We start from the raw sequence: 24,690 nt of genomic DNA, 5'->3' as shown, positions 1-24,690 counted from the left end.
GGTGCCGCCGCCGCCCGACGCGATCGGCGAGGCACCGCCCAGCGTCGACGGGTCGCCGAGGATCGGGTAGGTGCCGCCGGCGCCCGGGTCCAATCCGGTCGTCGAGTCGATCGGCACCTCACTGGGCGACAGGGTAGGACTGCCGATGCCGGGCGCGACGCCGGCCGGGCTGGTCAGCCCCGGGTTCGACAGCGCCGGGTTGAGTCCGGCGGCCGGCGTCGTCGGCACCGCACCGGGCGTGGTGACCCCGGGCGTCGTGGGCGGCAGTCCCGGGTTCGACAGGGCCGGGCTCGTCAGGCCCGGGCTGGTCAGCGCCGGGCTGGTCAACCCCGGGCTGGTGAGACCGGGGCTGGTGAGACCCGGGCTCGTGAGACCCGGGCTGGTGAGACCCGAGGTGCCCAGGCCCGGAGTGGCCAGGCCCGGGGTGGCGGCCCCGGTGGCCCCGGTCCCGCCCAGGGCGGGCACGGGCGGCAGGTTGATCCCGAACTGCGACAGGCCCTGCGACAGCGCACCCATCAGTTCGCCGGGCAGGTCGGACATCACCGCGGCCTTCTTGAACTCGTGGTGCTCGGCCGGCTTGCTGTCGGCGGTCGATTCGTAGACAAGGAAGTATGCGCAAGGACTCGCCACTGCCACGGCGGCGACCGCGCTCATGGCTGTCGAAAGCTTGCGTCGGCGTCGGTTCGGCACGGAAGTCTCCTCAAATCTGGACAACTATTGCAACTGCGTTGTGTCGGCGTGCCCGGCCTGTCCTATCCGGCATGAAGCACACAGAGTCGATGGTACGAGTGGGATTGCTGTGACTAGAGTGCTGATATTGAATCGTGAGGTAATTGCGACTCCGACTGTGACCGGGGATTCGGGTCGTCCCAAAGCCGTTGTCATTTGCCTTAACCCGGACTTCCTGGCCTCGCCAAATGGGTTAGGCCGACGCCGTCGGATACCCTAAGCAACCGATGACCGCTCGCTTCGATCTTTTTGTCGTCGGCTCTGGATTCTTCGGCCTGACCATTGCCGAGCGCGTGGCTACCCAACTCGGGAAGCGCGTGCTCGTCGTGGAACGCCGCCCGCACATCGGGGGCAACGCCTATTCGGAGGCCGAGCCGCAGACGGGCATCGAGGTCCACAAATACGGCGCCCACTTGTTCCACACCTCCAACAAGCGGGTCTGGGACTACGTGCGGCAGTTCACCGACTTCACCGACTACCGGCACCGGGTGTTCGCCATGCACGACGGGCAGGCCTACCAGTTCCCGATGGGCCTGGGCCTGGTGTCGCAGTTCTTCGGCAGATACTTCACCCCCGACGAAGCGCGCCGGCTGATCGCCGAGCAGGCCGCCGAGATCAAGACCGAGGACGCGCAGAACTTCGAGGAAAAGGCGATCTCACTGGTCGGCCGGCCGCTCTACGAGGCGTTCCTCAAGAACTACACCGCCAAGCAGTGGCAGACCGACCCCAAGGAACTGCCCGCGTCCAACATCACCCGGCTGCCGGTGCGCTACACCTTCGACAACCGATACTTTTCCGACACCTACGAGGGCCTGCCGGTGCACGGCTACACCGCGTGGCTGCAGAACATGGCCGCCGACGACCGCATCGAGGTCCGGCTGGGCACCGACTGGTTCGACGTCCGCGACCAGTTGCGGGCCGAAAGCCCGGACGCGCCCGTCGTATACACCGGCCCGCTGGACCGCTACTTCGACTACGCCGAAGGCCGGCTCGGCTGGCGCACACTGGATTTCGAGGTCGACGTGCTGCCGATCGGTGATTTTCAGGGCACCCCGGTGATGAACTACAACGACCCCGATCCGCCCTACACACGCATCCACGAGTTCCGCCACTTCCACCCCGAGCGCGACTACCCGACCGACAAGACGGTGATCATGCGCGAGTACTCGCGGTTCGCCGACGAGGACGACGAGCCCTACTACCCGATCAACACCGAGGCCGACCGCGCGGTACTGGCCGCGTACCGGGCCAGGGCGAAGGCCGAGACCGCGTCGTCGAAGGTGCTGTTCGGCGGCCGCCTGGGCACCTACCAGTATCTGGACATGCACATGGCCATCGCCAGCGCACTGAACATGTACGACAACAGCCTGGCGCCGCATTTACGCGACGGCAAAGTTCTAGTGGAGGAAGGCGCGGGGGGATGACTGCTGTAAGCCTGCTTTCCAGGATCATCCTGCCGCGGCCGGGTGAGCCCCTGGACGTGCGCAAGCTCTACCTCGAGGAGTCGACGACCAACGCCCGGCGTGCGCACGCGACATCGCGGACCTCGCTGCAGATCGGCGCGGAGTCCGAGGTGTCGTTCGCCACGTACTTCAACGCGTTCCCCGCCAGCTACTGGCGCCGCTGGAGCATCTGCCAGTCGGTGGTGCTGCGCGTCGAGGTGACGGGCGCCGGCCGCGTCGACGTCTACCGGACCAAGGCCACCGGGGCGCGCATCTTCGTCGAGGGCCGCCAGTTCGCCGGCGCCGAGGACGAACCCGCCGTCGTCGAGATCGAGGTGGCGCTGAAGCCGTTCGAGGATGGCGGCTGGATCTGGTTCGACATCACCACCGACACCAAGGTCACCCTGCTCAACGGGGGCTGGTATGCGACCGAACCCGCCCCGGGCACGGCCAACATCGCCGTCGGGATTCCCACTTTCAACCGCCCGGCCGACTGCGCCAACGCGCTGAGCACGCTCACCTCGGATCCGTTGGTGGACGAGGTGATCGGGGCGGTGATCGTGCCCGACCAGGGCGTCCGCAAGGTGCGCGATCACCCCGACTTCCCCGCCGCGGCGGCGCGGCTGGGCAATCGGCTGTCCATCCACGACCAGCCCAACCTCGGCGGTTCCGGCGGCTACAGCCGGGTGATGTACGAGGCGCTGAAAAACACCGATTGCCAACAGATCCTGTTCATGGACGACGACATCCGCATCGAGCCGGACTCGATTCTGCGGGTGTTGGCGATGCACCGCTTCGCCAAGAGCCCCATGCTCGTCGGCGGCCAGATGCTGAACCTGCAGGAGCCGTCACACCTGCACATCATGGGCGAGATCGTGGACCGGACGAACTTCATGTGGACCTCCGCACCGCACGCCGAGTACGACCACGACTTCGCCGAATATCCGTTGAACGACAACAACGATCGCAGCAAGCTGCTGCACCGCCGCATCGACGTCGACTACAACGGCTGGTGGACGTGCATGATCCCGCGGCAGGTCGCCGAGGAACTGGGGCAGCCGCTGCCGCTGTTCATCAAATGGGACGACGCCGACTACGGGCTGCGGGCCGCCGAGCGCGGGTACCCGACCGTCACCCTGCCCGGCGCGGCGATCTGGCACATGGCCTGGAGCGACAAGGACGACGCCATCGACTGGCAGGCCTACTTCCATCTGCGCAACCGGCTGGTGGTCGCCGCGATGCACTGGGACGGTGACGTGACCGGGTTGGTCCGCAGCCACCTCAAGGCGACGCTGAAACACCTTGCCTGCCTTGAGTATTCGACGGTGGCGATCCAGAACAAGGCGATCGACGACTTCCTGGCCGGCCCCGAGCACATCTTTTCCATCCTTGAGAGCGCGCTGCCGGAAGTGCACCGGATGCGCAAGGAGTACCCGGATGCGGTCGTGCTCCCGGCGGCCAGCGAACTGCCGCAGCCGGTGCACCGCAGCAAGGCGATGAAGCCGCCGGTGAACCCCGTTTCCATCGGTTACCGCCTGTCGCGCGGGATATTGCACAACATGACCAAGGCCGATCCGGCGGCCCACCGGCGGCCGGAGTACAACGTGGCGACGCAGGACGCGCGCTGGTTCCGGCTGTGCACCGTCGACGGCGTGACCGTGACGACCGCCGATGGCTGCGGGGTGGTCTACCGGCAGCGTGACCGCGCCAAGATGATCTCGCTGCTGCTCAAGTCGCTGCGGCGCCAGCGCCTCCTGCTGAGCCGGTTCGACGAGATGCGCCGGGTGTACCGGGGGGCGCTGCCCGTGCTGTCCAGCAAGCAGAAATGGGAGACGGCGTTGTTGCCGGCCGCAGAGTCGCGACATGGCTGAATCGGCCGCTCCGCGCGGCGAAGTCGCCGCGCTGGTGGCCGTTCAGTCGGCGCTGGCGGACCGCCCCGGCGTCCTGGCCGTCGCGCGGGGACTTTCGCACTTCGGGGAGCACAGCATCGGCTGGCTGGCCGTGGCGTTGCTCGGTGCGCTGCTGATGCCGAGCCGCCGCCGCGATTGGCTGGTGGTCGGGGCCGGCGCGTTCGCCGCGCACGCCGCCGCCGTGTTGATCAAGCGGCTGGTGCGGCGCCAACGGCCGCACCACCCGTCCGTCGCCGTCAACGTCGGCACGCCCAGCCGGTTGAGCTTTCCGTCCGCGCACGCCACCTCAACCACGGCCGCGGCCATCCTGATGGGCCGGGCAACCGGGCTGCCGGGGGGACTGGTTGCCGCCGTCCTGGTCCCGCCGATGGCGCTGTCGCGGGTTCTGCTGGGGGTGCACTACCCGAGCGACGTGGCCTGCGGCATCGCCCTCGGCGCAGCCGTGGCGGGGATCGCCGGCCGAGCGCGAGAGGTGTGTGCCGAATGAGCGAGGACGTGGTGATCGGACCCCCGTCGAACCTGATCGTCGGGGTGATCAAGGCGATCCGCCCACGGCAATGGGTGAAGAACGTGCTGGTCCTGGCCGCGCCGCTGAGCGCGGCCGGTCGCGGTCACCGCTACGAGTACGGCCAACTGGGCATGCAGGTGGGGGTCGCCTTCGTCGTGTTCAGCCTGGCCGCCTCCGCGGTGTACCTGGTCAACGACGTCCGCGACGTCGAGGCCGACCGCGAACACCCGACCAAACGCTTCCGCCCGATCGCCGCAGGTGTGGTGCCCGAATGGCTGGCCTACACCCTGGCCGTCCTGCTCGGGGTGGTGTCACTGGGCCTGGCCTGGTGGCTGACGCCGAACCTGGCGCTGGTGATGGCGGTCTACATCGCCATGCAGCTGGGGTATTGCTTCGGCCTCAAGCACCAGGCGGTGATGGACATCTGCATCGTGTCGTCGGCGTATCTGCTGCGGGCCATCGCCGGGGGTGCGGCCACCGATACCCGGCTGTCGCAGTGGTTTTTGCTGATGGCCGCCTTCGCGTCGCTGTTCATGGTCGCCGGCAAGCGCTACGCCGAGCTGCAGCTGGCCGAGCGCACCGGCGCGGCGATCCGCAAGGCGCTGGAGAGCTACACCAGCACCTATCTGCGGTTCGTCTGGACGATGTCGGCCACCGCGGTGGTGCTGTGCTACGGGCTGTGGGCGTTCGAGCGCGAACACGGCGAGGCGGGCTGGTTCGTGGTGTCGATGGTCCCCTTCACCATCGCGATCCTGCGCTATGCGGTCGACGTCGACGGCGGGCTGGCCGGTGAGCCCGAGGACATTGCGCTGCGTGACCGGGTGCTGCAGCTGTTGGCGCTGGCCTGGATCGCGACAGTTGGGGCCGCCGTTGCCTTCGGCTAGCCGGCCGGTGCTCAGGCGGGCCGGGCGGCCGTTGCAGTGGTTCCCGTTCCCCTACGTCACCATGGTGCGGGTCAGCCTGTGGATCAGCGTGGCCGTGGTCGCCGCCCTGTTCGCGTGGGGCGCCTGGCAGCGCCGCTGGATCGCCGACGACGGGCTCATCGTGCTGCGCACCGTGCGCAATTTGCTGGCAGGCAACGGGCCGGTGTTCAACCAGGGCGAGCGGGTCGAGGCGAACACCTCCACGGCCTGGACCTACCTGATGTACGCGGGCAGCTGGGTCGGCGGGCCGATGCGCATGGAATACGTGGCGTTGGCGCTGGCCCTGACCCTTTCGGTGCTGGGCGTGGCGCTGTTGATGCTGGGCGCAGGCCGGCTGTACGCGCCCAGCCTGCGGGGCCGCAGGGCGATCATGCTGCCGGCCGGGGCGCTGGTATACATCGCGTTGCCGCCGGCGCGTGACTTTGCCACCTCCGGGTTGGAGAGCGGCCTGACGCTGGCCTACCTCGGGCTGCTGTGGTGGATGATGGTGTGCTGGGCGCAGCCCGTGCGCGGGCGCCCGGACGGCCCGGTTTTCCTCGGGGCGCTGGCCTTCGTCGCCGGGTTCAGCGTTCTGGTCCGGCCCGATCTGGCGTTGATGGGCGGGCTGGCGCTGATCATGATGCTGATCGCGGCGCGCACCTGGCGACGGCGGGTGCTGGTCGTGGTGGCCGGCGGATTCCTGCCGGTGACCTACGAAATCTTCCGGATGGGCTACTACGGCCTGTTGGTGCCGGGGACGGCCCTGGCGAAGGACGCGGCCGGCGACAAGTGGTCGCAGGGGATGATCTACCTCGCGAACTTCAACGCGCCATACGCGGTGTGGGTGCCGGTGGTGCTGCTGGTGGCGCTCGGCGCGCTTCTGGTGGTTGCGCGTCGCCGCCCGTCGTTCCTGCGCCCGGTGCTCGCGCCCGACTACGGGCGCGTGGCGCGGGCGGTGCAGAGCCCGCCGGCGGTGGTCGCCTTCGTCGTCGTCAGCGGCCTGCTGCAGGGCTTTTACTGGATTCGCCAGGGCGGCGATTTCATGCACGCGCGGGTGCTGCTGGCGCCCCTATTTTGTTTGCTGGCACCGGTGGCCGTCATTCCGGTGGCGATTCCCGACGGCGCGGATTATTCGCGGGAGACGGGCAATTGGGTGGCCGGTGCGCTCGCGGCGCTGTGGCTCGGAATCGCCGGCTGGTCACTGTGGGCAGCAAACTCGCCGGGGATGGGCGACGACGCCACCCACGTCACCTACTCGGGAATCGTCGACGAGCGCCGGTTCTACGCGCAGGCCACCGGGCACGCGCATCCGCTGACGGCCGCGGACTACCTGGACTACCCGCGGATGGCTGCCGTCCTGACGGCCCTCGACAACACCCCCGACGGGGCGTTGCTGCTACCGTCCGGCAACTACACCCAGTGGGACCTGGTGCCCCAGGCGCAGGCGGCGCCCGGCGACGACAAGGGGCCGCAGAAGGCGCAGCACGCGGTGTTTTTCACCAATCTCGGCATGGTCGGCATGAACGTCGGACTCGACGTCAGGGTGATCGACCAGATCGGCCTGGCAAACCCGCTGGCCCAGCACACCGAACGGTTGAAGCACGGCCGGATCGGGCACGACAAGAACCTCTTCCCGGACTGGGTGATCGCCGACGGCCCGTGGGTGAAGATATATCCCGGCGTTCCGGGCTACCTGGACGTCAACTGGGTCGCCCAGGCGGTGGCGGCGCTGAAATGTCCGGAGACCCAGGCGGTGCTCAGCTCGGTGCGAGCCCCAATGAGCTTGCACCGCTTCGTCTCCAACGTCCTGCACTCGTTCGCGTTCACCGCATACCGCATTGATCGCGTTCCGCTCTACGAGCTCGCCAGGTGCGGGCTGCCGGTTCCGGAGCCGATCCCGCCGCCTCCGCACGAATAAGGCGCCCAAACCGAAATTTTTTTCCGGGAGTACCGAAATCGGCTCCCGCCGGAGCTTTCGCGGACATTGCCAGCAATCTCACATCTGCGCTCTCACCAGTGCGCACTGAGGGCTAGGCACATGCGGAAACGCGATTCTCCATGTCGATGTTCGGCCCGAAAATCATTGAGTAGGAAGCCGAAATCGCCGTTTGCCCGACCCGCTCGATGAGAGGGGATGCCCGATGGTGTGGTTGACTACACGAGCACTGCTGCGCCGGACGCGCATGCAGTCGGACCCAATTCGGGGATGCGTCCAATCGGAGAAATGCGCCGAAAGGCCGAAAGAAGGATGAGGAAGCAAGGATGACGCTTGTCGACAGGTTGCGCGGCGCCGTGGCTCGGATGCCACGACGGCTCGTGGTGGGGGCCGTTGGCGTGGCCCTGCTCTCGGGTCTGATTGGCGCCGTGGGGGGCTCGGCGACCGCCGGGGCGTTCTCGCGCCCGGGTCTGCCGGTGGAGTACCTGCAGGTTCCCTCGGCCGCAATGGGCCGCGACATCAAGGTCCAGTTCCAGGGCGGTGGCGCCAACGCGCCCGCGCTCTACCTGCTCGACGGCATGCGCGCGCAGGACGACTACAACGGCTGGGACATCAACACCCCGGCGTTCGAGTGGTACAACCAGTCCGGCATCGCCACGGTCATGCCCGTCGGCGGTCAGTCCAGCTTCTACTCCGACTGGTACAAGCCCGCCTGCGGTAAGGCCGGCTGCACCACCTACAAGTGGGAGACCTTCCTGACCAGCGAGCTGCCGGCTTACCTGCAGGCCAACAAGCAGGTCAAGCCGACCGGCAGCGCCGCCGTCGGTCTGTCGATGGCCGGCTCGTCGGCGCTGATCCTGGCCGCCTACCACCCCAACCAGTTCATCTACGCCGGCTCGCTGTCGGCGCTGCTGGACCCGTCGCAGGGCATGGGGCCGTCGCTGATCGGCCTGGCCATGGGCGACGCGGGCGGCTACAAGAAGGACGACATGTGGGGGCCGTCGAGCGACCCGGCGTGGCAGCGCAACGACCCGTCGCTGCAGGTCGGCAAGCTGGTCGCCAACAACACCCGCATCTGGATCTACTGCGGTAACGGCAAGCCGTCCGACCTCGGTGGCGACAACCTTCCCGCCAAGTTCCTCGAGGGCTTCGTGCGGACTTCCAACCTGAAGTTCCAGGACGCCTACAACCAGGCCGGCGGCCACAACGCGGTGTTCAACTTCGACGCCAACGGCACGCACGACTGGCCGTACTGGGGCGCGCAGCTGCAGGCCATGAAGCCTGACCTGCAGTCCACGCTGGGCGCCACGCCGGGCGCCGGCCCGGCCACCGCCTCCGCGGCGGGGAACCAGGGCACCGGCACCGGTACCTAAACACAACAGCAACGCGACGAGCGGCGGGCACCTTCCGGGGTTCCCGCCGCTCGTCGTTGCGCGGCCTGTGTGATCTGTTTCACTACCCGGCGCTCGGGGGAACGACGGCGCTGGCTAATCTGCACACAGCGACTAGACGATGGAGGGTGGACATGAGGGTCGTGCGGGGTCTGTCAGCGTTGCTGTTGGGTGTGGTCCTGGCCGTGGGGACGACGGGCCCCATCGGGAAAGCCCGCGCGGCGGGCTATGAGAGCCTGATGGTCCCGTCGGCGGCCATGGGGCGCGACATCCCGGTGGCCTTCCTGGCCGGTGGTCCGCACATGGTCGTGCTGCTGGACGCGTTCGACGCCGCGCCGGACGTCAGCAACTGGGTCACCGCGGGCAACGCGATGAACACGCTGGCCGGCAAGGGCATTTCGGTCGCGGCGCCCGCGGGCGGCGCCTACAGCATGTACACCAACTGGGAGAACGACGGCAGCAAGCAGTGGGACACCTTCCTGTCCACCGAGCTGCCCAACTGGCTGGCCGCCAACAAGGGCCTGGCACCCGGCGGCCACGCCGCCGTCGGCGCCTCCCAGGGCGGCTACGCCGCGATGGCGCTGGCCGCCTTCCACCCCGACCGCTACGGCATGGCCGGCTCGCTGTCGGGTTTCCTGTACCCGTCGAACACCACCACCAACGGCTCGATCCTGGCCGGCCTGCAGCAATTCGGCGGCGTCGACGGCAACGGCATGTGGGGAGCCCCGCAGCTGGGCCGGTGGAAGTGGCACGACCCGTGGGTGCACGCCGCCCTGCTGGCGCAGAACAACACCCGCGTGTGGGTGTGGAGCCCGACCACCGACGCGGCCAGCGATCCCGCCGCGATGATCGGCCAGGCCGGCGAGGCGATGGGCAACAGCCGGATGTTCTACCAGCAGTACCGCAGCGTCGGCGGGCACAACGGCCACTTCGACTTCCCCGGCGGCGGCGACAACGGCTGGGGCTCGTGGTCGGGGCAGCTGGGAGCCATGTCCGGCGACATCGTGGGGGCGATCCGCTAGGTCAGTCGCCGCGCCGAACGCCGGTACCGTGTAGGGAGCGCAGCAGAGGCGGGACGGCCGCTTGCCCGGAACCGAGCTGCGATCGACCGACTCTGCCGGCAGGAGAACATGACCACGAGCGCGCGGCGTAAACGCCACCGAACCCTCGCCTGGATCGCCGCCCTGGCGGTCGCGGGCGTCGTGTTGCTGGTCATCGTGGCCGTGGTGATGCTGCTGCGCGGCCCCAAGACACCGCCCAGCGCGGTGCCGCCCGGCGTCCTGCCGCCGCCGTCGACCACCACCCACCCGCACAAGCCGCGCCCGGCCGCCCAGGACGCGTCGTGCCCCGACGTGCAGCTGGTCAACGTCCCGGGCACCTGGGAATCCGCCCCGCAGGACGATCCGCTCAACCCGTCCCAGTTCCCGAATGCGTTGCTGCACAAGGTGACCGCGGACATCTCCCAGCAGTTCCCGTCGTCGCGGGTGCAGACGTACACCACGCCCTATACGGCGCAGTTCCACAATCCGCTGAGCGGCGACACGCAGATGTCCTACAACGAAAGCCGGGCCGAGGGGACCCGCGCGACCGTCCAGGCGATGACCGACATGAACACCAAGTGCCCGCTGACCAGTTACGTGCTGATGGGGTTCTCGCAGGGCGCGGTGATCGTCGGTGACATCGCCAGCGACATCGGCAACGGCCGGGGACCCGTGGACGACGACCTGGTGCTCGGTGTGACGTTGATCGCCGACGGGCGCCGCCAGGACGGGGTCGGCAACGACATCGGCCCCAACCCGCCCGGCGAGGGCGCCGAGATCACCCTGCACGAGGTGCCCGTGTTGTCCGGGCTCGGGCTGACCATGACCGGCGCGCGCCCGGGCGGCTTCGGCGCGCTGAGCAGCAAGACGAACGAGATCTGCGCGCCCGGTGACCTCATCTGCGCCGCGCCGAACGAGGCGTTCAGCGTGGCCAAGCTGCCCGACACCCTGAACACGCTCGCCGGGGGCGCCGGCCAACCGGTCCACGCGCTGTACGCCACGACCCAGTTCTGGAACCTCGACGGCGCGCCGGCGACCGACTGGACGCTGAATTGGGCCCGCGGGCTGATCGAGAACGCCCCGCACCCCAGACACGGGTGACATGCCGCGACGTAGGCCGATGCGTGACGTGATCGGCGGTACCTTGTGATTTGGTCTGCCGCGAGGCGCCCCTTAACATTAAGAGAAAATTAAGAGCAATCAGAACTTCGTTGCGGCCGCGGCACGGACCGGCGCTCCCTGGCGCGGGCCGTTCAAAGCCGGCTCGTGTATAGAGGACCCGTCGGCGCAGCCGGCACCGGAGTGGTCGGCGTAGCCGACCGCCATAGGTTGTGACAGGAGAGGGCGGCATGGCGTACCACAACCCGTTCATCGTGAATGGAAAAATCAGGTTCCCGGACAACACGAACCTGGTTCGTCACGTTGAGAAGTGGGCGAAGGTGCGCGGCGACAAGCTGGCCTACCGCTTCGTCGACTTCTCCACCGAGCGGGACGGTGAATACCGCGACATCTCGTGGGCCGAGTTCAGCGCCCGCAACCGCGCCGTCGGCGCCCGCCTGCAGCAGGTCACCCAGCCCGGCGACCGCATCGCCATCCTGTGCCCGCAGAACCTCAACTACCTGATCGCCTTCTTCGGGGCGCTGTACTCCGGCAGGATCGCCGTGCCGCTGTTCGACCCCAGCGAGCCGGGCCACGTCGGCCGCCTGCACGCCGTGCTCGACGACTGCACCCCGTCGACGATCCTGACCACCACCGAGGCCGCCGAGGGTGTCCGCAAGTTCATCCGGGCCCGCGCGGCCAAGGAGCGGCCCCGGGTCATCGCCGTCGACGCGGTGCCCAACGAGGTCGCCTCCACCTGGCAGGAGCCCGAGGCCGACGAGAACACCATCGCCTACCTGCAGTACACCTCCGGCTCCACCCGCACCCCGACCGGCGTCGAGATCACCCACCTGAACCTGCCCACCAACGTGCTGCAGGTGCTCAACGGGCTCGAGGGCAAGGAGGGCGACCGCGGTCTGAGCTGGCTGCCGTTCTTCCACGACATGGGCCTGATCACCGCGCTGCTGTCGCCGGTGCTGGGCCACAACTTCACCTTCATGACCCCGGCCGCGTTCGTGCGCCGCCCCGGCCGCTGGATCCGGGAGATGGCCCGCAAGCCCGACGACGCCCCGGACTGCGAGGTCTTCACCGTCGCGCCGAACTTCGCCTTCGAGCACGCCGCGGTGCGCGGCGTGCCCAAGGAGGGCGAGCCACCGCTGGACCTGAGCAACGTGAAGGGCATCCTCAACGGCAGCGAGCCGGTGTCGCCGGCGTCGATGCGCAAGTTCTACGAGGCGTTCAAGCCCTACGGCCTGCGCGAGACGGCGATCAAGCCGTCCTACGGCCTGGCGGAGGCGACGCTGTTCGTCTCCACCACGCCGATGGACGAGGCCCCCCGCGTCATCTACGTCGACCGCGACGAGATGAACAACCAGCGCTTCGTCGAGGTGCCCCAGGACTCCCCCAAGGCCGTCGCGCAGGTGTCCGCGGGCGTCATCGGCGTCGACGAATGGGCGGTCATCGTCGACCCCGAGACGGCCAGCGAGCTGCCCGACGGCCAGGTCGGCGAGATCTGGCTGCACGGCAACAACCTCGGCATCGGCTACTGGGGCAAGGAGGAAGAGACCAACCAGACCTTCCGCAACATCCTGAAGTCCCGCATCAGCGAGTCACACGCCGAGGGAGCCCCCGACGCCGGGCTGTGGGTGCGCACCGGCGACTACGGCACCTATCACGACGGCCACCTCTATATCGTCGGCCGCATCAAGGACCTGGTCATCATCGACGGCCGCAACCACTACCCGCAGGACCTCGAGTACTCGGCGCAGGAAGCCAGCCGGGCGCTGCGGACGGGCTACGTGGCCGCCTTCTCGGTCCCGGCCAACCAGCTGCCCCAGGTCGTGTTCGACAACCCGCACGCCGGCCTCAAGTACGACCCGGAGGACAGCTCCGAGCAGCTGGTGATCGTCGCCGAGCGCGCCGCCGGCACGCACAAGCTGGACTACCAGCCCATCGCCGACGACATCCGGGCGGCGATCGCCGTGCGGCACGGTGTCACCGTGCGCGACCTGTTGCTGGTGCAGGCCGGCACCATTCCACGTACCTCCAGCGGCAAGATCGGGCGCCGCGCATGCCGCGCCGCCTACCTCGACGGAAGCCTGCGCAGCGGCATCGGTTCCCCGACTGCCTTCGCCGGCGCTAACGACTGAACCAGGAACCATGACTGATATAGACGAGCCCCAGGACCAGCAGGAGAATCTGCCCGCCGAGAAGACCAAAATGTCGGTCCCCGAGATGCGCGAGTGGCTGCGCAACTATGTAGGCAAGGCGACCGGGCAATCGCCCGATTCGATCGACGAGTCGGTGCCGATGGTCGAGCTGGGCCTGTCGTCGCGCGACGCCGTGGCGATGGCCGCCGACATCGAGGACATGACCGGCGTGACCCTGTCGGTCGCGGTGGCCTTCCAGCACCCGACCATCGAATCGCTGGCGACCCGGATCATCGAGGGCGAACCCGAACGGCCCGACGACGACGTCGACATCGTCGACTGGACGCGCAACGGGCCCGCGGAGCGCGTCGACATCGCGATCGTGGGCCTGGCCACCCGGCTGCCCGGCGACATGAACACCCCCGACGAAACCTGGCAGGCGCTGATCGAGGGGCGCGACGCCATCACCGACCTGCCCGAGGGGCGGTGGTCGGAATTCCTGGAAGAGCCGCGGCTGGCCGAACGGATCGCCAAGGCCCGCACCAAGGGTGGCTACCTGAAGGACATCAAGGGCTTCGACTCCGAGTTCTTCGCGATCGCCAAGACCGAGGCCGACAACATCGACCCGCAGCAGCGGATGGCGCTCGAGCTGACCTGGGAGGCGCTCGAGCACGCCCGCATCCCGGCGTCGAGCCTGCGCGGCGAGGCTGTCGGCGTGTACGTCGGCGTCTCCAACCATGACTACGGCTTCTTGGCCATCTCCGACCCGACCGCCGCGCACCCCTACGCGATCACCGGTAACTCGCCGTCGATCATCGCGAACCGGGTGTCGTACTTCTACGACTTCCGCGGGCCTTCCGTCGCCGTCGACACCGCGTGCTCGAGCTCGCTGGTGGCGATCCACCAGGCGGTGCAGGCATTGCGCAACGGCGAGGCCGACGTCGCCGTCGCCGGCGGCGTCAACGCGCTGATCACGCCCGCGGTGACGCTCGGTTTCGACGAGATCGGCGCGGTGCTGGCCCCCGACGGCCGGATCAAGTCGTTCTCGTCGGATGCCGACGGCTACACCCGCTCGGAGGGCGCCGGCATGCTGGTGCTCAAGCGGGTCGACGACGCCCGCCGCGACGGCGACCAGATCCTGGCCGTGATCGCCGGCACCGCAGTCAACCACGACGGCCGATCCAACGGCCTGATCGCGCCCAACCAGGACGCGCAGGCCGACGTGCTGCGCCGTGCCTACAAGGACGCCGGCATCGATCCGCGCAACGTCGACTACATCGAGGCGCACGGCACCGGCACCGTCCTGGGTGACCCGATCGAGGCCGAGGCGCTGGGACGCGTCGTCGGCCGGGGCCGCCCGGCCGACCGCCCGGCGCTGCTCGGCGCGGTGAAAACCAATGTGGGGCACATGGAGTCGGCCGCCGGCGCGGCCAGCATGGCCAAGGTGGTGCTGGCGCTGCAGCACGACAAGCTGCCGCCGTCGCTCAACTTCGCCGGGCCCAGCCCCTACATCGACTTCGACGCGATGCACCTGAAAGTGATTGACAAGGCGACCGATTGGCCCCGCTACGGCGGCTACGCGCTGGCCGGGGTGTCCAGCTTCGGCTTCGGTGGAGCCAACGCGCACGTGGTGGTGCGCGAGGTCCTGCCGCGCGACGTCGTCGAGAAAGAGCCCGAGCCCACGCCCGAGGCCAACGCGGTCACCGAGGCGGCCGTGGGGGCACCTCCCGCTGGCGGGGGAGCGCCCACGTTCGAGGCGCACTCGCTGCGGTTCGACGACTTCGGCAACATCATCCCCGACGGGCCGGCGGCCGAGGACGAAGAGCCCGACCTGCCGGACGTCACCGAAGAGGCGCTGGAGCTCAAAGCGGCCGCCCTGGAAGAGCTTGCGGCGCAAGAGGTTCCGACACCCCTTATCCCGCTGGTGGTGTCGGCCTTCCTGACATCCCGCAAGAAGACGGCGGCGGCGGAGCTCGCGGACTGGATGGAAAGCCCCGAGGGCCAGGCGTCGTCGCTGGAGTCGATCGGCCGGTCGCTCTCGCGTCGCAACCACGGCCGCTCGCGCGCGGTGGTGCTGGCGCACGACCACGAGGAGGCCATCAAGGGCCTGCGCGCGATCGCCGAGGGCAAGCAGCGGCCAAACGTGTTCAGCGTCGACGGCCCGGTGAGCAACGGACCGGTGTGGGTGCTGGCCGGTTTCGGCGCCCAGCACCGCAAGATGGGCAAGAACCTGTATTTGCGCAACGAGGTCTTCGCCGAGTGGATCGAGAAGGTCGACGCGCTGGTCCAGGACGAGCTGGGCTACTCGGTGCTCGAGCTGATCCTGGATGACTCGCAGGACTACGGCATCGAGACCACCCAGGTCACCATCTTCGCGATCCAGATCGCGCTGGGCGAACTGCTCAAGCATCACGGTGCCAAGCCCGCCGCGGTCGTCGGCCAGTCGCTGGGCGAGGCGGCGTCGGCGTACTTCGCCGGCGGACTGTCGCTGCGCGACGCCACCCGGGCCATCTGCTCCCGCTCGCACCTCATGGGCGAGGGCGAGGCGATGCTGTTCGGCGAGTACATCCGGCTGATGGCGCTGGTGGAATACTCCGCCGACGAGATCAAGACGGTGTTCTCCGATTTCCCCGACCTGGAGGTGTGCGTCTACGCCGCACCCACCCAGACCGTCATCGGCGGGCCGCCCGAGCAGGTGGACGCGATCATCGCCCGCGCGGAGGCCGAGGGTAAGTTCGCGCGCAAGTTCCAGACCAAGGGCGCCAGCCATACCTCCCAGATGGATCCGTTGCTCGGCGAGCTGGCCGCGGAGCTGCAGGGCATCAAGCCGATGAGCCCGACGTGCGGCATCTACTCGACCGTGCACGAGGGCAGCTACATCAAACCGGGCGGCGAGCCCATCCACGACGTGGACTACTGGAAGAAGGGGTTGCGCCATTCCGTCTACTTCACGCACGGAATCCGCAACGCCGTCGACAGCGGGCACACCACCTTCGTCGAACTGGCACCCAACCCCGTCGCGCTGATGCAGGTCGGCCTGACCACGGCGGACGCCGGACTGCACGACGCCCAGCTGATCCCGACGCTGGCCCGCAAGCAGGACGAGGTCGAATCGATCACCTCGACCCTGGCGCAGCTCTATGTCTACGGCCACGACCTGGACCCCCGGACCCTGTTCACCCGCGCTGCGGGACCGCAGGGTTACGCGAACATTCCGCCGACCCGGTTCAAGCGCAAGGAGCACTGGCTGGACGTGCAGGTCGCCTCGGGCAGCGGCGCGATCATCATGCCGGGCAACCACGTGGCACTGCCGGACGGCCGCCACGTGTGGGAGTACGCGCCCAAGGGTCTGACGGATCTCGCGGCGCTGGTGAAAGCCGCTGCGGCCGAGGTACTTCCGGACGCGCAGCTGACGGCCGCGGAGGAGCGCGCAAAGCCGGGCGAGGGCTCCCGGCTGGTGACGACGCTGACCCGGCACCCGGGCGGCGCGTCGGTCCAGGTGCACGCGCGCATCGACGAGTCCTTCACGCTGGTGTACGACGCGCTGGTCACCCGGGGCGGCTCAGAGTCGGTGCTGCCCGTTGCGGTCGGTGCGGGCACGGCGATCGCGGCTGCGGCCAACGGCGCGGCGGCGGCGGAGGCCCCCGGCGAGGGCCCGGAGGAGGAGGCGCTCGGCGACAGCCTGACCAACCGGTACATGCCGGCCGGCTTCACCAAGTGGACACCGGATTCGGGCGAGACCATCGCCGACCGGCTCGGCGCGATCGTCGGCGCGGCGATGGGCTACGAGCCCGAGGACCTGCCGTGGGAGGTGCCGCTGATCGAGCTGGGACTGGACTCGCTGATGGCGGTGCGGATCAAGAACCGCGTCGAGTACGACTTCGACCTGCCGCCCATCCAGTTGACGGCCGTGCGCGACGCCAACCTCTACGCCGTCGAGAAGCTGATCGAGTACGCGGTCGAGCACCGCGACGAGGTGCAGCAGCTGGCCGAGCACCAGAAGACGCAGACGGCCGAGGAAATCGCCCGGGAACAGGCCGAGCTGCTCAGTGGCGCGACACCCGCCTCGGTGGTGGCACCGGCTCCCGACCCGCAAGCCGAGCCGCAGACGCAGCCGCCGGCTTCCGACGTCCCGATCCCGCCGCCGCCGACCAACCCGTTGGGGGCCAACGCGTCGCAGACAAACGGGGCCGGCCAGCCGAACCCGGCGGCCGCCCTCGACGTGCCGCCGCGCGACGCCGCCGAGCGGGTCACCTTCGCCACCTGGGCGATCGTGACGGGCAAGTCGCCGGGCGGCATCTTCAACAAGCTGCCGAAGCTCGATGACGCCGCCGCCGCCAAGATGGCGGAGCGGCTGTCGGAGCGCGCCGAAGGTTCGATCACCGCCGAGGACGTGCTGGCGTCGGAGAACATCGAGGCGCTGGCCGAGAAGGTGCGCGAGTACCTGGAGGCCGGGGTGGTCGACGGGTTCGTCCGCACGCTGCGGGCGCGCCCGGAGGGCAGCACCAAGCCGCCGGTGTTCGTGTTCCACCCGGCCGGCGGCTCGACGGTGGTGTACGAGCCGCTGCTCAACCGGTTGCCGGCCGATATCCCGATGTACGGCCTGGAACGGGTCGAGGGCAGCATCGAAGAGCGTGCGGCGCAATACGTTCCGAAGCTGATCGAGATGCAGGGCGACGGGCCGTACATTCTCGCCGGCTGGTCGTTGGGCGGCGCGTTGGCCTACGCCTGCGCGATCGGGCTGAAGCGGATGGGCAAGGACGTCGCGTGGGTCGGCCTCATCGACGCGGTGCGCCCCGGCGAGGAGATCCCGCAGACCAAGGAGGAGATCCGCAAGCGCTGGGATCGCTACGCCCGGTTCGCCGAGAAGACCTTCAACGTCACCATCGACGAGATCCCCTACGAACAGCTCGAGGAGCTCGACGACGCGGGCCAGGTCCAGCTCGTGCTCGAGGCGGTCAAGGCGAGCGGTGTGCAGATCCCGGCCGGGATCGTCGAGCACCAGCGCACGTCGTACCTGGACCAGCGCGCCATCGACACCGCCGAGATCGAGCCCTACGACGGCCACGTGACGCTCTACATGGCCGATCGCTACCATGACGACGCGATCATGTTCGAGCCGCGCTACGCCACCCGCAAGCCGGACGGCGGCTGGGGCGAGTACGTGACCGACCTCGAGGTCGTGCCGGTCGGTGGCGAGCACATCCAGGTCATCGACGAGCCGATCATCGCCAAGGTGGGCGCGCACATGACCCAGGCGCTGAACGGGATCGCGGCAAACCACCAGGCGGAGACGTCGGAAAAAGTGAGGTAGGCGAGTAGTGACCGAAACCGTGCCGGCGCCCGTTCAGCACACCACCGCGGAAAAGCTGGCCGAGCTGCACGCTCGCCTCGAACTGGCCCAGGAGCCGGGCGGGGAGAAGGCCGCCGCCAAGCGCGACAAGAAGGGCATCCCGAGCGCCCGCGCCCGCGTGCACGCGCTGGTCGATCCGGGCACCTTCTTCGAGATCGGAGCGCTGGCCAAGACGCCGAACGACCCGAACGCGCTCTACGGGGACGGCTGCGTCACGGGGCACGCAATGATCGACGGCCGGCCGGTCGGGGTGTTCTCGCACGACCAGACGGTGTTCCAGGGCACCGTCGGTGAGATGTTCGGCCGCAAGGTCGCGCGGCTGATGGAGTGGTGCGCGATGGTCGGGTGCCCGATCATCGGCATCCAGGACTCGGGCGGTGCCCGGATTCAGGACGCGGTCACCTCGCTGGCGTGGTACGCCGAGCTGGGCCGCCGCCACGAGGCGCTGTCCGGGCTGGTGCCGCAGATCTCGCTCATCTTCGGCAAATGCGCTGGGGGAGCGGTGTATTCGCCGATCCAGGACGATCTGCTCGTCTCGGTGCGCGACCAGGGCTACTTCTTTGTCACCGGGCCCGACGTGATCCGTGAGGTCACCGGCGAGGAGGTCACCCTCGACGAGCTCGGCGGCTCCGACGCCCAGGCCCGCTACGGCAACATCCACCAGGTGGTCGACTCCGAGGCGGAGGCGTTCCAGTACGTGCGCGACTACCTGTCGTTCCTGCCGTCCAACTGCTTCGACAAGCCGCCGATCGTCAACCCCGGGCTGGAGCCGGAGATCACCCCGACCGACCTGGAGCTCGACGCGATCGTGCCGGACTCCGACAACGCGGCCTACGACATGCACGAGATCCTGCTGCGCATCTTCGACGACGGCGATTTCCTCGACGTCGCCGCGCAGCACGGGCCGGCCATCATCACCGGGTACGCGCGCGTCGACGGCCACCCGGTCGGGGTGATCGCCAACCAGCCCATGCACATGTCGGGGGCGATCGACAACGAGGCGTCCGACAAGGCGGCGCGGTTCATCCGATTCTGCGACGCATTCAACATCCCGCTGGTGTTCGTCGTGGACACGCCCGGGTTCCTGCCGGGTGCCGAGGAGGAGAAGCGGGGCATCATCAAGCGCGGCGGCCGGTTCCTGTACTCCGTCGTCGAGGCCGACGTGCCGAAGGTGACGATCACGGTACGCAAGTCCTACGGCGGCGCCTACGCCGTGATGGGGTCCCGGCAGCTGACGGCCGACTTCAACTTCGCCTGGCCCACCGCGCGGATCGCCGTGATCGGCGCCGAGGGCGCCGCGCAGCTGCTGATGAAGAGGTTCCCGGACCCGACCACGCCCGAGGCGCAGCAGATCAAGAAGGACTTCATCGAGGGCTACAACCTCAACATGGCGATCCCGTGGACGGCGGCCGAGCGCGGCTTCATCGACGCGGTCATCGACCCGCACGAGACCCGGCTGCTGCTGCGCAAGTCGATGCGCCTGCTGCGGGACAAGCAGCTGTGGTTCCGCGTCGCCCGCAAGCACGGCCTGATCCCGGTCTAGCCGCTCTCTTCGCCGAGCAGACGCAAAAGCCCCTGTTTTCAACCGAAATTGGGGGCTTTTACGTCTGCTCGCCGGCGAACGCGCCCTCGACCAACTCGTCAAACCGCTCCAGCGCCTCGTCGGATTCCGCGTCGATCCCGCGCAGCGGGCCCCGATCGGCGAGGTAGCGCTGCGCGTACAGCCGCGCGACGAGCGCCTTGCGCTGCCCGGCGCCGGTCTCCCGCTCCCACGCGGCCTGCTCGGTGAGCAGCGCACCCGCGTACACGTCGCCCATGAACTGGGCCAGCGGGAACAGCCGGGCCTCGGCCACAGCGGCGTCGAGCTTGCCCCACGCGGTGATCGCCGCGTCGAGGTCCTCGACGCGGCTCGCAACCAGGCGGGTGGTCTCGTCGTCGTGGGAAACCGAGACGGCGTCGCGCAGCCGGGCCAGCAGCGCCTCGTGCGCGGCGGCCCGCTCGATGCCGCGGCGCACGTCGAGGCACAGGATGTTGTCCGGGCCCTCCCAGATGGTGTTCACCTGCGCGTCGCGCAGCAGCCGGGCGACCGGCCACGTCTCGATATAGCCGTTGCCGCCGTGGATTTCGATCGCGTCCGACGCCGCGGTGATCCCCAGCCGGCACACCTTGAGCTTGGTGACGGGCACCGCGATGCGCTGCCGCACGCCGCGGGGCTGGCGGTGGTTGACGGCTCCGGTGCCGTCGAAGACCAGCGCCAGCGCCGCCTCGACATCGACGATCATCTCGGCCAGCTTTCGGCGCATCAGCGGCTTGTCGATGAGCGCCCCGCCGAACGCGTGGCGCTGCCGGGCGTAGCACAGCGACTCGACAAGGGCACGCCGCGCGTTGCCCAGCGCGAACTGGGCGATGCCGAGTCGCGCCCCGTTGGTCAGCTCCATCATGCGGCCCAGCCCCTTACCGTCGGACGGGCCCGCTTGCGCTTCTGCGGCGCCGGGCTGCTCGGCCAGCAGGAACGCCTCGGCGTCGACGAACTCGACCTCGCCGGAGGCCACCGAGCGGGTACCGAGCTTGTCCTTGAGCCGGCGCACCCGCACCCCGTTGCGCGAACCGTCACGCCGGTTGCGCAGCACGAGGAAGTTGGCGACGCCGCGGCTGGAGTCCGGCGCGCCTTCGGGTTTCGCGAGCACCACGAACGCCTCGCCCGCGCAGTTGGAGGCGAACCACTTGAAGCCGTTCAGCTGCCAGGCGTCACCCGCGCGGGTGGCGGTCGTCTCCAGCGCGCCCAGGTCGGACCCGCCGGTGCGTTCCGTCAGGAGTTGCGCCGTCTCGCCCGCCCATTCACCGGAGGCGAACTTGGCCAGCACGTGCTCGGCCACGTCGGGTGGGGCGTAGGCGGCCACCAGGGACTGGACCATCCCGCCGCCGGTGCCCAGCGCGCAGCCCATCCCGATGTCGGCCTGATTGAGCAGATAGTTGGACGCGAACAACGCCAGGCCCGAGCTCACCTGGGCGGCCCGCGCCGCGTCCCGCAGGGCCTGCTGCGCATCCAGCACCGCGCGCTTGGACTGGGTGAACGACTCCGGCATGACGACCCGGCTGATGTCGTGTCCCCACCGGTCGTAGCGCTCCAGCCGGGGCGGGTTGCGGTCGGTCTCCTCGGCCCAGCGCGCCACCGGGCCGCCCATCAGGTCACCGATGCGGGTGAGATGCGGCTCCACCACGGCCAATTCGTCGGGCCGCAGGTAGTAGGCCATGGTGGACCGCAGGGTGGGATCGGTGCGGTACCAGTTGAGGCCCACGGCCCCCCGGTAGCTGTCCGTCCGATAGCGCTGCGACTTTTCTTCGGTGGAGAACGGCAGCCGGTCCACCGCCTCCGGGGCGTAGTCGCTCATGCCCGCGACGGTATTACAGGGGCGACGTCGAGTGAAGGACACTCGGGCCAATTCTCATGCGGTGGCGCGCAGGGGGCGCCGCCGGTACACGCCCGCGGCCGCGCCCGCCGCGGCGCGGCCGGCGAGCCCGTCGGCGTCGGTGATCAGAACGCCCTTGCCCTGCAACGTGATCCAGCCGCGAGATGCGAAATCGCCGAGCGCCTTGTTGACCGATACCCGGTCGGCGCCGACGAGCTGCGCCATCTCGTCCTGGCTGAGCTCGTGCGCGACGCGCAGCCCGTCGCGGTCCCGGGTACCAAAGCGCTCGGCCAACAGCAACAATTGGCGCGCCACGCGGGTGGCCACATCGCTGGAGATCAGTTCGATGAGTTGATCCTCGGTTTGTCGCAGCCGCTGGTTCAGTGCCCGCAGCAGCTGCTCGGCGATCACCGGCCGGCGGGCTATCCACGCGTGCAAGGTGGCGCGGTTCAGCCACACCGCGCGAACGTCAGTGATTGCCGTCGCGGTGCAGGACCGGGGACCGGGGTCGAACACCGCCAGCTCGCCGAAGACGTCCGCCGGGCCCATGATCGCCCGGAGATTCTCACGCTCACCGGGACCCCTCAGGCTGATCTTGACCTTGCCCGTGACGATGATGTAAACCCGATCGCCGGGGTCGCCTTGGGCGAAAATGACCTGCCCCGGTTTGAATTCGGACGCCTGCAGCTGCCTGATCATCGCGGACGCCGTCTCCGGTTCGATGTGACCCAATATGCCGGCCTCGCTGAGGAGCTGAATCAGGATCCGGTCTGCAGCGCTCACGAAGGCCCTCCTCGCCGGTGTCAGCCGGTCGTCGGCCCGGTGAGGAAAACCAGGCGGAAGTTGCCGATCTGGATCTCGTCGCCGTCGGCGAGCACCGCCGAGTCGACGGGTTGGCGGTTGAGGTAGGTGCTGTTCAGGCTGCCGAGGTCGACGACGCGGAATTTGCCGTTCTCCCTTCGGAATTCGGCGTGCCTGCGGCTGACCGTGATGTCGTCGAGGAAGATGTCGCTGGCCGGATGCCGCCCCGCCGACATGATGGGCTGTTGCAAGAGAAACTGCGACCCGGCGTTGGGGCCCCGCTTCACGACGAGCACGCCCGAGCCCCGACCCATCGTGGCCATGTCCTCGACGGCCGCGTCGGCGACGGCCGTCGACGTGTCGAACTCGTCGCTCAGGTTGGCGTGCAGAGCCGCGCCGATGTCGGCGGTGCTCTCGTCGGGCGCTGACGTTGTCACCGGCGTGATCACGCTGCCCGGGGAAGGTCCGGCGTTGCGGTCGTCGCGTGCGAGGCCGGCCGGCCCGGTGCAGTGGCCCAGCCGAAGTAGGTCAGGTAGACGCCGATCAGGGCGAAGACGATGCACAGCGAAATCCACCAGCCCTGCGCGCCGATCATGCTGTCGGCCACGGCAACGAATGCCTTCGGAAATGCCACCAAGAGCAGCCCGCGCAGCACGATCAGCCAGCCCAGCGAGGAAACGAGGATAGCCGCGGCGCCATTCCAATATTGGTGCGCGGCGACCAGGATCAGCCCGAACAGCAGAATGAAGGCGCCGGTGACGAACGCCCACATCGAATTCGCTTCGAACTGCGACAGCAGCGTCTGCATGTCCGAAGCGCGCGCCACCGCCGTGACGTCGACGATGACGAGGAAAGGACCCAGCACGCGCGCGAAAAAGCGTGTACTTGCCAGCGACTGTGATGATGCGTTCATCGGCGTGCCTTTCACCCCCCGTCGTTACCAGACACCTGCATCGGACCATTTGACCGAAGCGCGGAAATAGGGACCGAAGTCCCGTCCGTGCGGGGCGTTCGTCCTCGCACGTCGACGGTGACCTATGGCCCTCCCTCTGCAGGCCCGCCGCGTCGCATGATCGACCCTGAAGTCAACGATCTAGAGGAGTCGATGATGAAGGCGAACGTGGGCGACTGGCTCGTGATCAAGGGCACGACGACGGAGTTGGCGGATCAGCGTGGGCTGATCACGGAGGTGCACGGGGCCGACGGGGCACCGCCCTACGTGGTGCGCTGGCTCGCCAACGGCCATGTCGCCACGGTGTTTCCGGGATCGGACGCGCTCGTCGTCACCGCGGCCGAACAACAACGGGCCGACGACCGGGCGGGCCATCGGGTCACGAGGTGACCGCTGCCCACCCGAGTTATACCGGCACCAGGAATTCGGACGTGTAGAACTCGGCCGGATTTTGCGAGTTCGGGTTTGCGCGTTCGACAATTACCCAGACGCCCGTCGTGCCCGGGCGAATGGCGTCCTGAACGGTCACCGTCGCGTTGCCGGCGCCGTCGGTGTCCATTCCCGTAAAGGCGGTGCCGGGATCCCCGGGACCGCAGGTCGCCGACGACGGGCGGGGTTCCTGGATGAGGCCGACGTCGTAATGTGCCCCCGGTTCGTCGGGGATCGCCACGTGCACCTGCGCGACTGCTCTCGAACCGGAGGCGCTGATGAGCGCCGAGCCGGTGCCCTCGGGCGGCCGCGGGATCCACGCCGCCTCCGTCACCTGGCTGAAATCGCAGCGCCGCTCGTAACTGTCGAGAACGACCGTGGTGCCGCCCTGGGCGGCCGCCTCGACAATCTCATAGGTGGCCGCCGGAAAGACCGCCACCGTCATTGCCGCCGTGCAAGTGCCTAATCGAATCAGCGTACGCATTCGGGTCACCTTTTTAACGCATGTGTCAGTTAACCCACGGGGGAAATAGGTATTGACCCGCGATTGACCGAATAAACATTTGCGCGCGAATTACCGGAACGTCAATTTCGTGAGGTATTCGACGGATGACGAATTAATGGCACGGCAATTTAAAC

18 protein-coding genes are annotated in these 24,690 nt (G+C 68.6%); 12 read left to right on the top strand and 6 right to left on the bottom strand.

Annotated elements, in window-relative coordinates:
- Positions 1-690: PirG (locus A5705_RS26400; protein ID WP_197521335.1), on the bottom strand; the 690-nt coding region annotated here is incomplete at its 3' end.
- A gap of 266 nt (positions 691-956) precedes the next feature.
- Between A5705_RS26400 and glf the strand changes: the two genes are divergently transcribed.
- From glf to A5705_RS26345, 11 genes are all read left to right on the top strand, one after another.
- Complete coding sequence (gene glf, locus A5705_RS26395; protein ID WP_068281100.1) at positions 957-2,153, top strand: UDP-galactopyranose mutase; 1,197 nt, start codon at positions 957-959, stop codon at positions 2,151-2,153.
- On the top strand, positions 2,150-4,042 hold the full coding sequence (locus A5705_RS26390; RefSeq protein WP_067879517.1) for a glycosyltransferase: 1,893 nt from the start codon (positions 2,150-2,152) through the stop codon (positions 4,040-4,042). Before glf ends, A5705_RS26390 begins: the two co-directional genes overlap by 4 nt.
- Positions 4,035-4,568, top strand: a complete 534-nt coding sequence (locus A5705_RS26385) for a phosphatase PAP2 family protein (RefSeq protein WP_067879520.1) — start codon at positions 4,035-4,037, stop codon at positions 4,566-4,568. Before A5705_RS26390 ends, A5705_RS26385 begins: the two co-directional genes overlap by 8 nt.
- Positions 4,565-5,473, top strand: a complete 909-nt coding sequence (locus A5705_RS26380) for a decaprenyl-phosphate phosphoribosyltransferase (RefSeq protein ID WP_068281098.1) — start codon at positions 4,565-4,567, stop codon at positions 5,471-5,473. The genes A5705_RS26385 and A5705_RS26380 overlap by 4 nt, the downstream gene beginning before the upstream one ends.
- Positions 5,448-7,409, top strand: a complete 1,962-nt coding sequence (gene aftB / locus A5705_RS26375) for a terminal beta-(1->2)-arabinofuranosyltransferase (RefSeq protein WP_067879527.1) — start codon at positions 5,448-5,450, stop codon at positions 7,407-7,409. The genes A5705_RS26380 and aftB overlap by 26 nt, the downstream gene beginning before the upstream one ends.
- 344 nt (positions 7,410-7,753) lie before the next feature.
- A complete protein-coding gene (locus A5705_RS26370) occupies positions 7,754-8,800 on the top strand; it encodes an esterase family protein (RefSeq protein ID WP_068281096.1) in 1,047 nt (348 codons plus the stop codon).
- A gap of 161 nt (positions 8,801-8,961) precedes the next feature.
- The gene (locus A5705_RS26365; protein ID WP_156738384.1) at positions 8,962-9,840 is read left to right on the top strand and encodes an alpha/beta hydrolase-fold protein; all 879 of its coding nucleotides are present in this window, start codon (positions 8,962-8,964) and stop codon (positions 9,838-9,840) included.
- Positions 9,841-9,948: 108 nt separating this feature from the next.
- Complete coding sequence (locus A5705_RS26360; RefSeq protein WP_068281094.1) at positions 9,949-10,959, top strand: cutinase family protein; 1,011 nt, start codon at positions 9,949-9,951, stop codon at positions 10,957-10,959.
- 248 nt (positions 10,960-11,207) lie between these two features.
- Positions 11,208-13,106 (top strand): long-chain-fatty-acid--AMP ligase FadD32, encoded by a 1,899-nt coding sequence (gene fadD32 / locus A5705_RS26355; RefSeq protein ID WP_067879541.1) that lies wholly within the window; start codon positions 11,208-11,210, stop codon positions 13,104-13,106.
- A 10-nt stretch (positions 13,107-13,116) separates the two neighbouring features.
- On the top strand, positions 13,117-18,420 hold the full coding sequence (gene pks13 / locus A5705_RS26350) for a polyketide synthase Pks13 (protein ID WP_068281093.1): 5,304 nt from the start codon (positions 13,117-13,119) through the stop codon (positions 18,418-18,420).
- A 7-nt stretch (positions 18,421-18,427) separates the two neighbouring features.
- Entirely contained in the window at positions 18,428-20,002 is a 1,575-nt protein-coding gene (locus A5705_RS26345) for an acyl-CoA carboxylase subunit beta (RefSeq protein WP_067879548.1), read from the top strand.
- A gap of 58 nt (positions 20,003-20,060) precedes the next feature.
- On the opposite strand, the gene A5705_RS26340 is transcribed toward A5705_RS26345, so the two are convergent.
- Genes A5705_RS26340 through A5705_RS26325 form a run of 4 tightly spaced genes read right to left on the bottom strand, consistent with a single transcriptional unit; the run spans position 20,061 to position 23,583 of the window.
- On the bottom strand, positions 20,061-21,851 hold the full coding sequence (locus A5705_RS26340; protein WP_068281092.1) for an acyl-CoA dehydrogenase family protein: 1,791 nt from the start codon (positions 21,849-21,851) through the stop codon (positions 20,061-20,063).
- Between the two features lie 54 nt (positions 21,852-21,905).
- Entirely contained in the window at positions 21,906-22,631 is a 726-nt protein-coding gene (locus tag A5705_RS26335; protein WP_068281104.1) for a Crp/Fnr family transcriptional regulator, read from the bottom strand.
- Between the two features lie 41 nt (positions 22,632-22,672).
- Positions 22,673-23,107, bottom strand: coding sequence for an FHA domain-containing protein (locus tag A5705_RS26330; RefSeq protein WP_369803340.1), 435 nt, complete (start codon positions 23,105-23,107; stop codon positions 22,673-22,675).
- An 8-nt stretch (positions 23,108-23,115) separates the two neighbouring features.
- The gene (locus tag A5705_RS26325) at positions 23,116-23,583 is read right to left on the bottom strand and encodes a hypothetical protein (protein WP_068281090.1); all 468 of its coding nucleotides are present in this window, start codon (positions 23,581-23,583) and stop codon (positions 23,116-23,118) included.
- A 195-nt stretch (positions 23,584-23,778) separates the two neighbouring features.
- Here A5705_RS26325 and A5705_RS26320 point away from each other — a divergent pair, with 195 nt between their 5' ends.
- A complete protein-coding gene (locus A5705_RS26320; protein ID WP_067879628.1) occupies positions 23,779-24,012 on the top strand; it encodes a DUF1918 domain-containing protein in 234 nt (77 codons plus the stop codon).
- A gap of 16 nt (positions 24,013-24,028) precedes the next feature.
- Here the strand turns inward: A5705_RS26320 and A5705_RS26315 are convergent, their stop codons facing one another.
- Complete coding sequence (locus tag A5705_RS26315) at positions 24,029-24,535, bottom strand: hypothetical protein (RefSeq protein ID WP_067879557.1); 507 nt, start codon at positions 24,533-24,535, stop codon at positions 24,029-24,031.
- Positions 24,536-24,690: the final 155 nt, after the last annotated feature.

The sequence above is a fragment of the Mycobacterium sp. E787 genome (assembly GCF_001668725.1).
Taxonomy (GTDB): domain Bacteria; phylum Actinomycetota; class Actinomycetes; order Mycobacteriales; family Mycobacteriaceae; genus Mycobacterium.
This window is presented reverse-complemented; position numbering and strand designations above follow the sequence as displayed.

Coding starts and splice junctions, on each gene's coding strand:
- glf (WP_068281100.1), top strand. CDS start 957: ATGACCGCTCGCTTCGATCTTTTTGTCGTCGGCTCTGGATTCTTCGGC.
- A5705_RS26390 (WP_067879517.1), top strand. CDS start 2,150: ATGACTGCTGTAAGCCTGCTTTCCAGGATCATCCTGCCGCGGCCGGGT.
- A5705_RS26385 (WP_067879520.1), top strand. CDS start 4,035: ATGGCTGAATCGGCCGCTCCGCGCGGCGAAGTCGCCGCGCTGGTGGCC.
- A5705_RS26380 (WP_068281098.1), top strand. CDS start 4,565: ATGAGCGAGGACGTGGTGATCGGACCCCCGTCGAACCTGATCGTCGGG.
- A5705_RS26370 (WP_068281096.1), top strand. CDS start 7,754: ATGACGCTTGTCGACAGGTTGCGCGGCGCCGTGGCTCGGATGCCACGA.
- A5705_RS26360 (WP_068281094.1), top strand. CDS start 9,949: ATGACCACGAGCGCGCGGCGTAAACGCCACCGAACCCTCGCCTGGATC.
- fadD32 (WP_067879541.1), top strand. CDS start 11,208: ATGGCGTACCACAACCCGTTCATCGTGAATGGAAAAATCAGGTTCCCG.
- pks13 (WP_068281093.1), top strand. CDS start 13,117: ATGACTGATATAGACGAGCCCCAGGACCAGCAGGAGAATCTGCCCGCC.
- A5705_RS26340 (WP_068281092.1), bottom strand. CDS start 21,851: ATGAGCGACTACGCCCCGGAGGCGGTGGACCGGCTGCCGTTCTCCACC.
- A5705_RS26325 (WP_068281090.1), bottom strand. CDS start 23,583: ATGAACGCATCATCACAGTCGCTGGCAAGTACACGCTTTTTCGCGCGC.
- A5705_RS26320 (WP_067879628.1), top strand. CDS start 23,779: ATGAAGGCGAACGTGGGCGACTGGCTCGTGATCAAGGGCACGACGACG.
- A5705_RS26315 (WP_067879557.1), bottom strand. CDS start 24,535: ATGCGTACGCTGATTCGATTAGGCACTTGCACGGCGGCAATGACGGTG.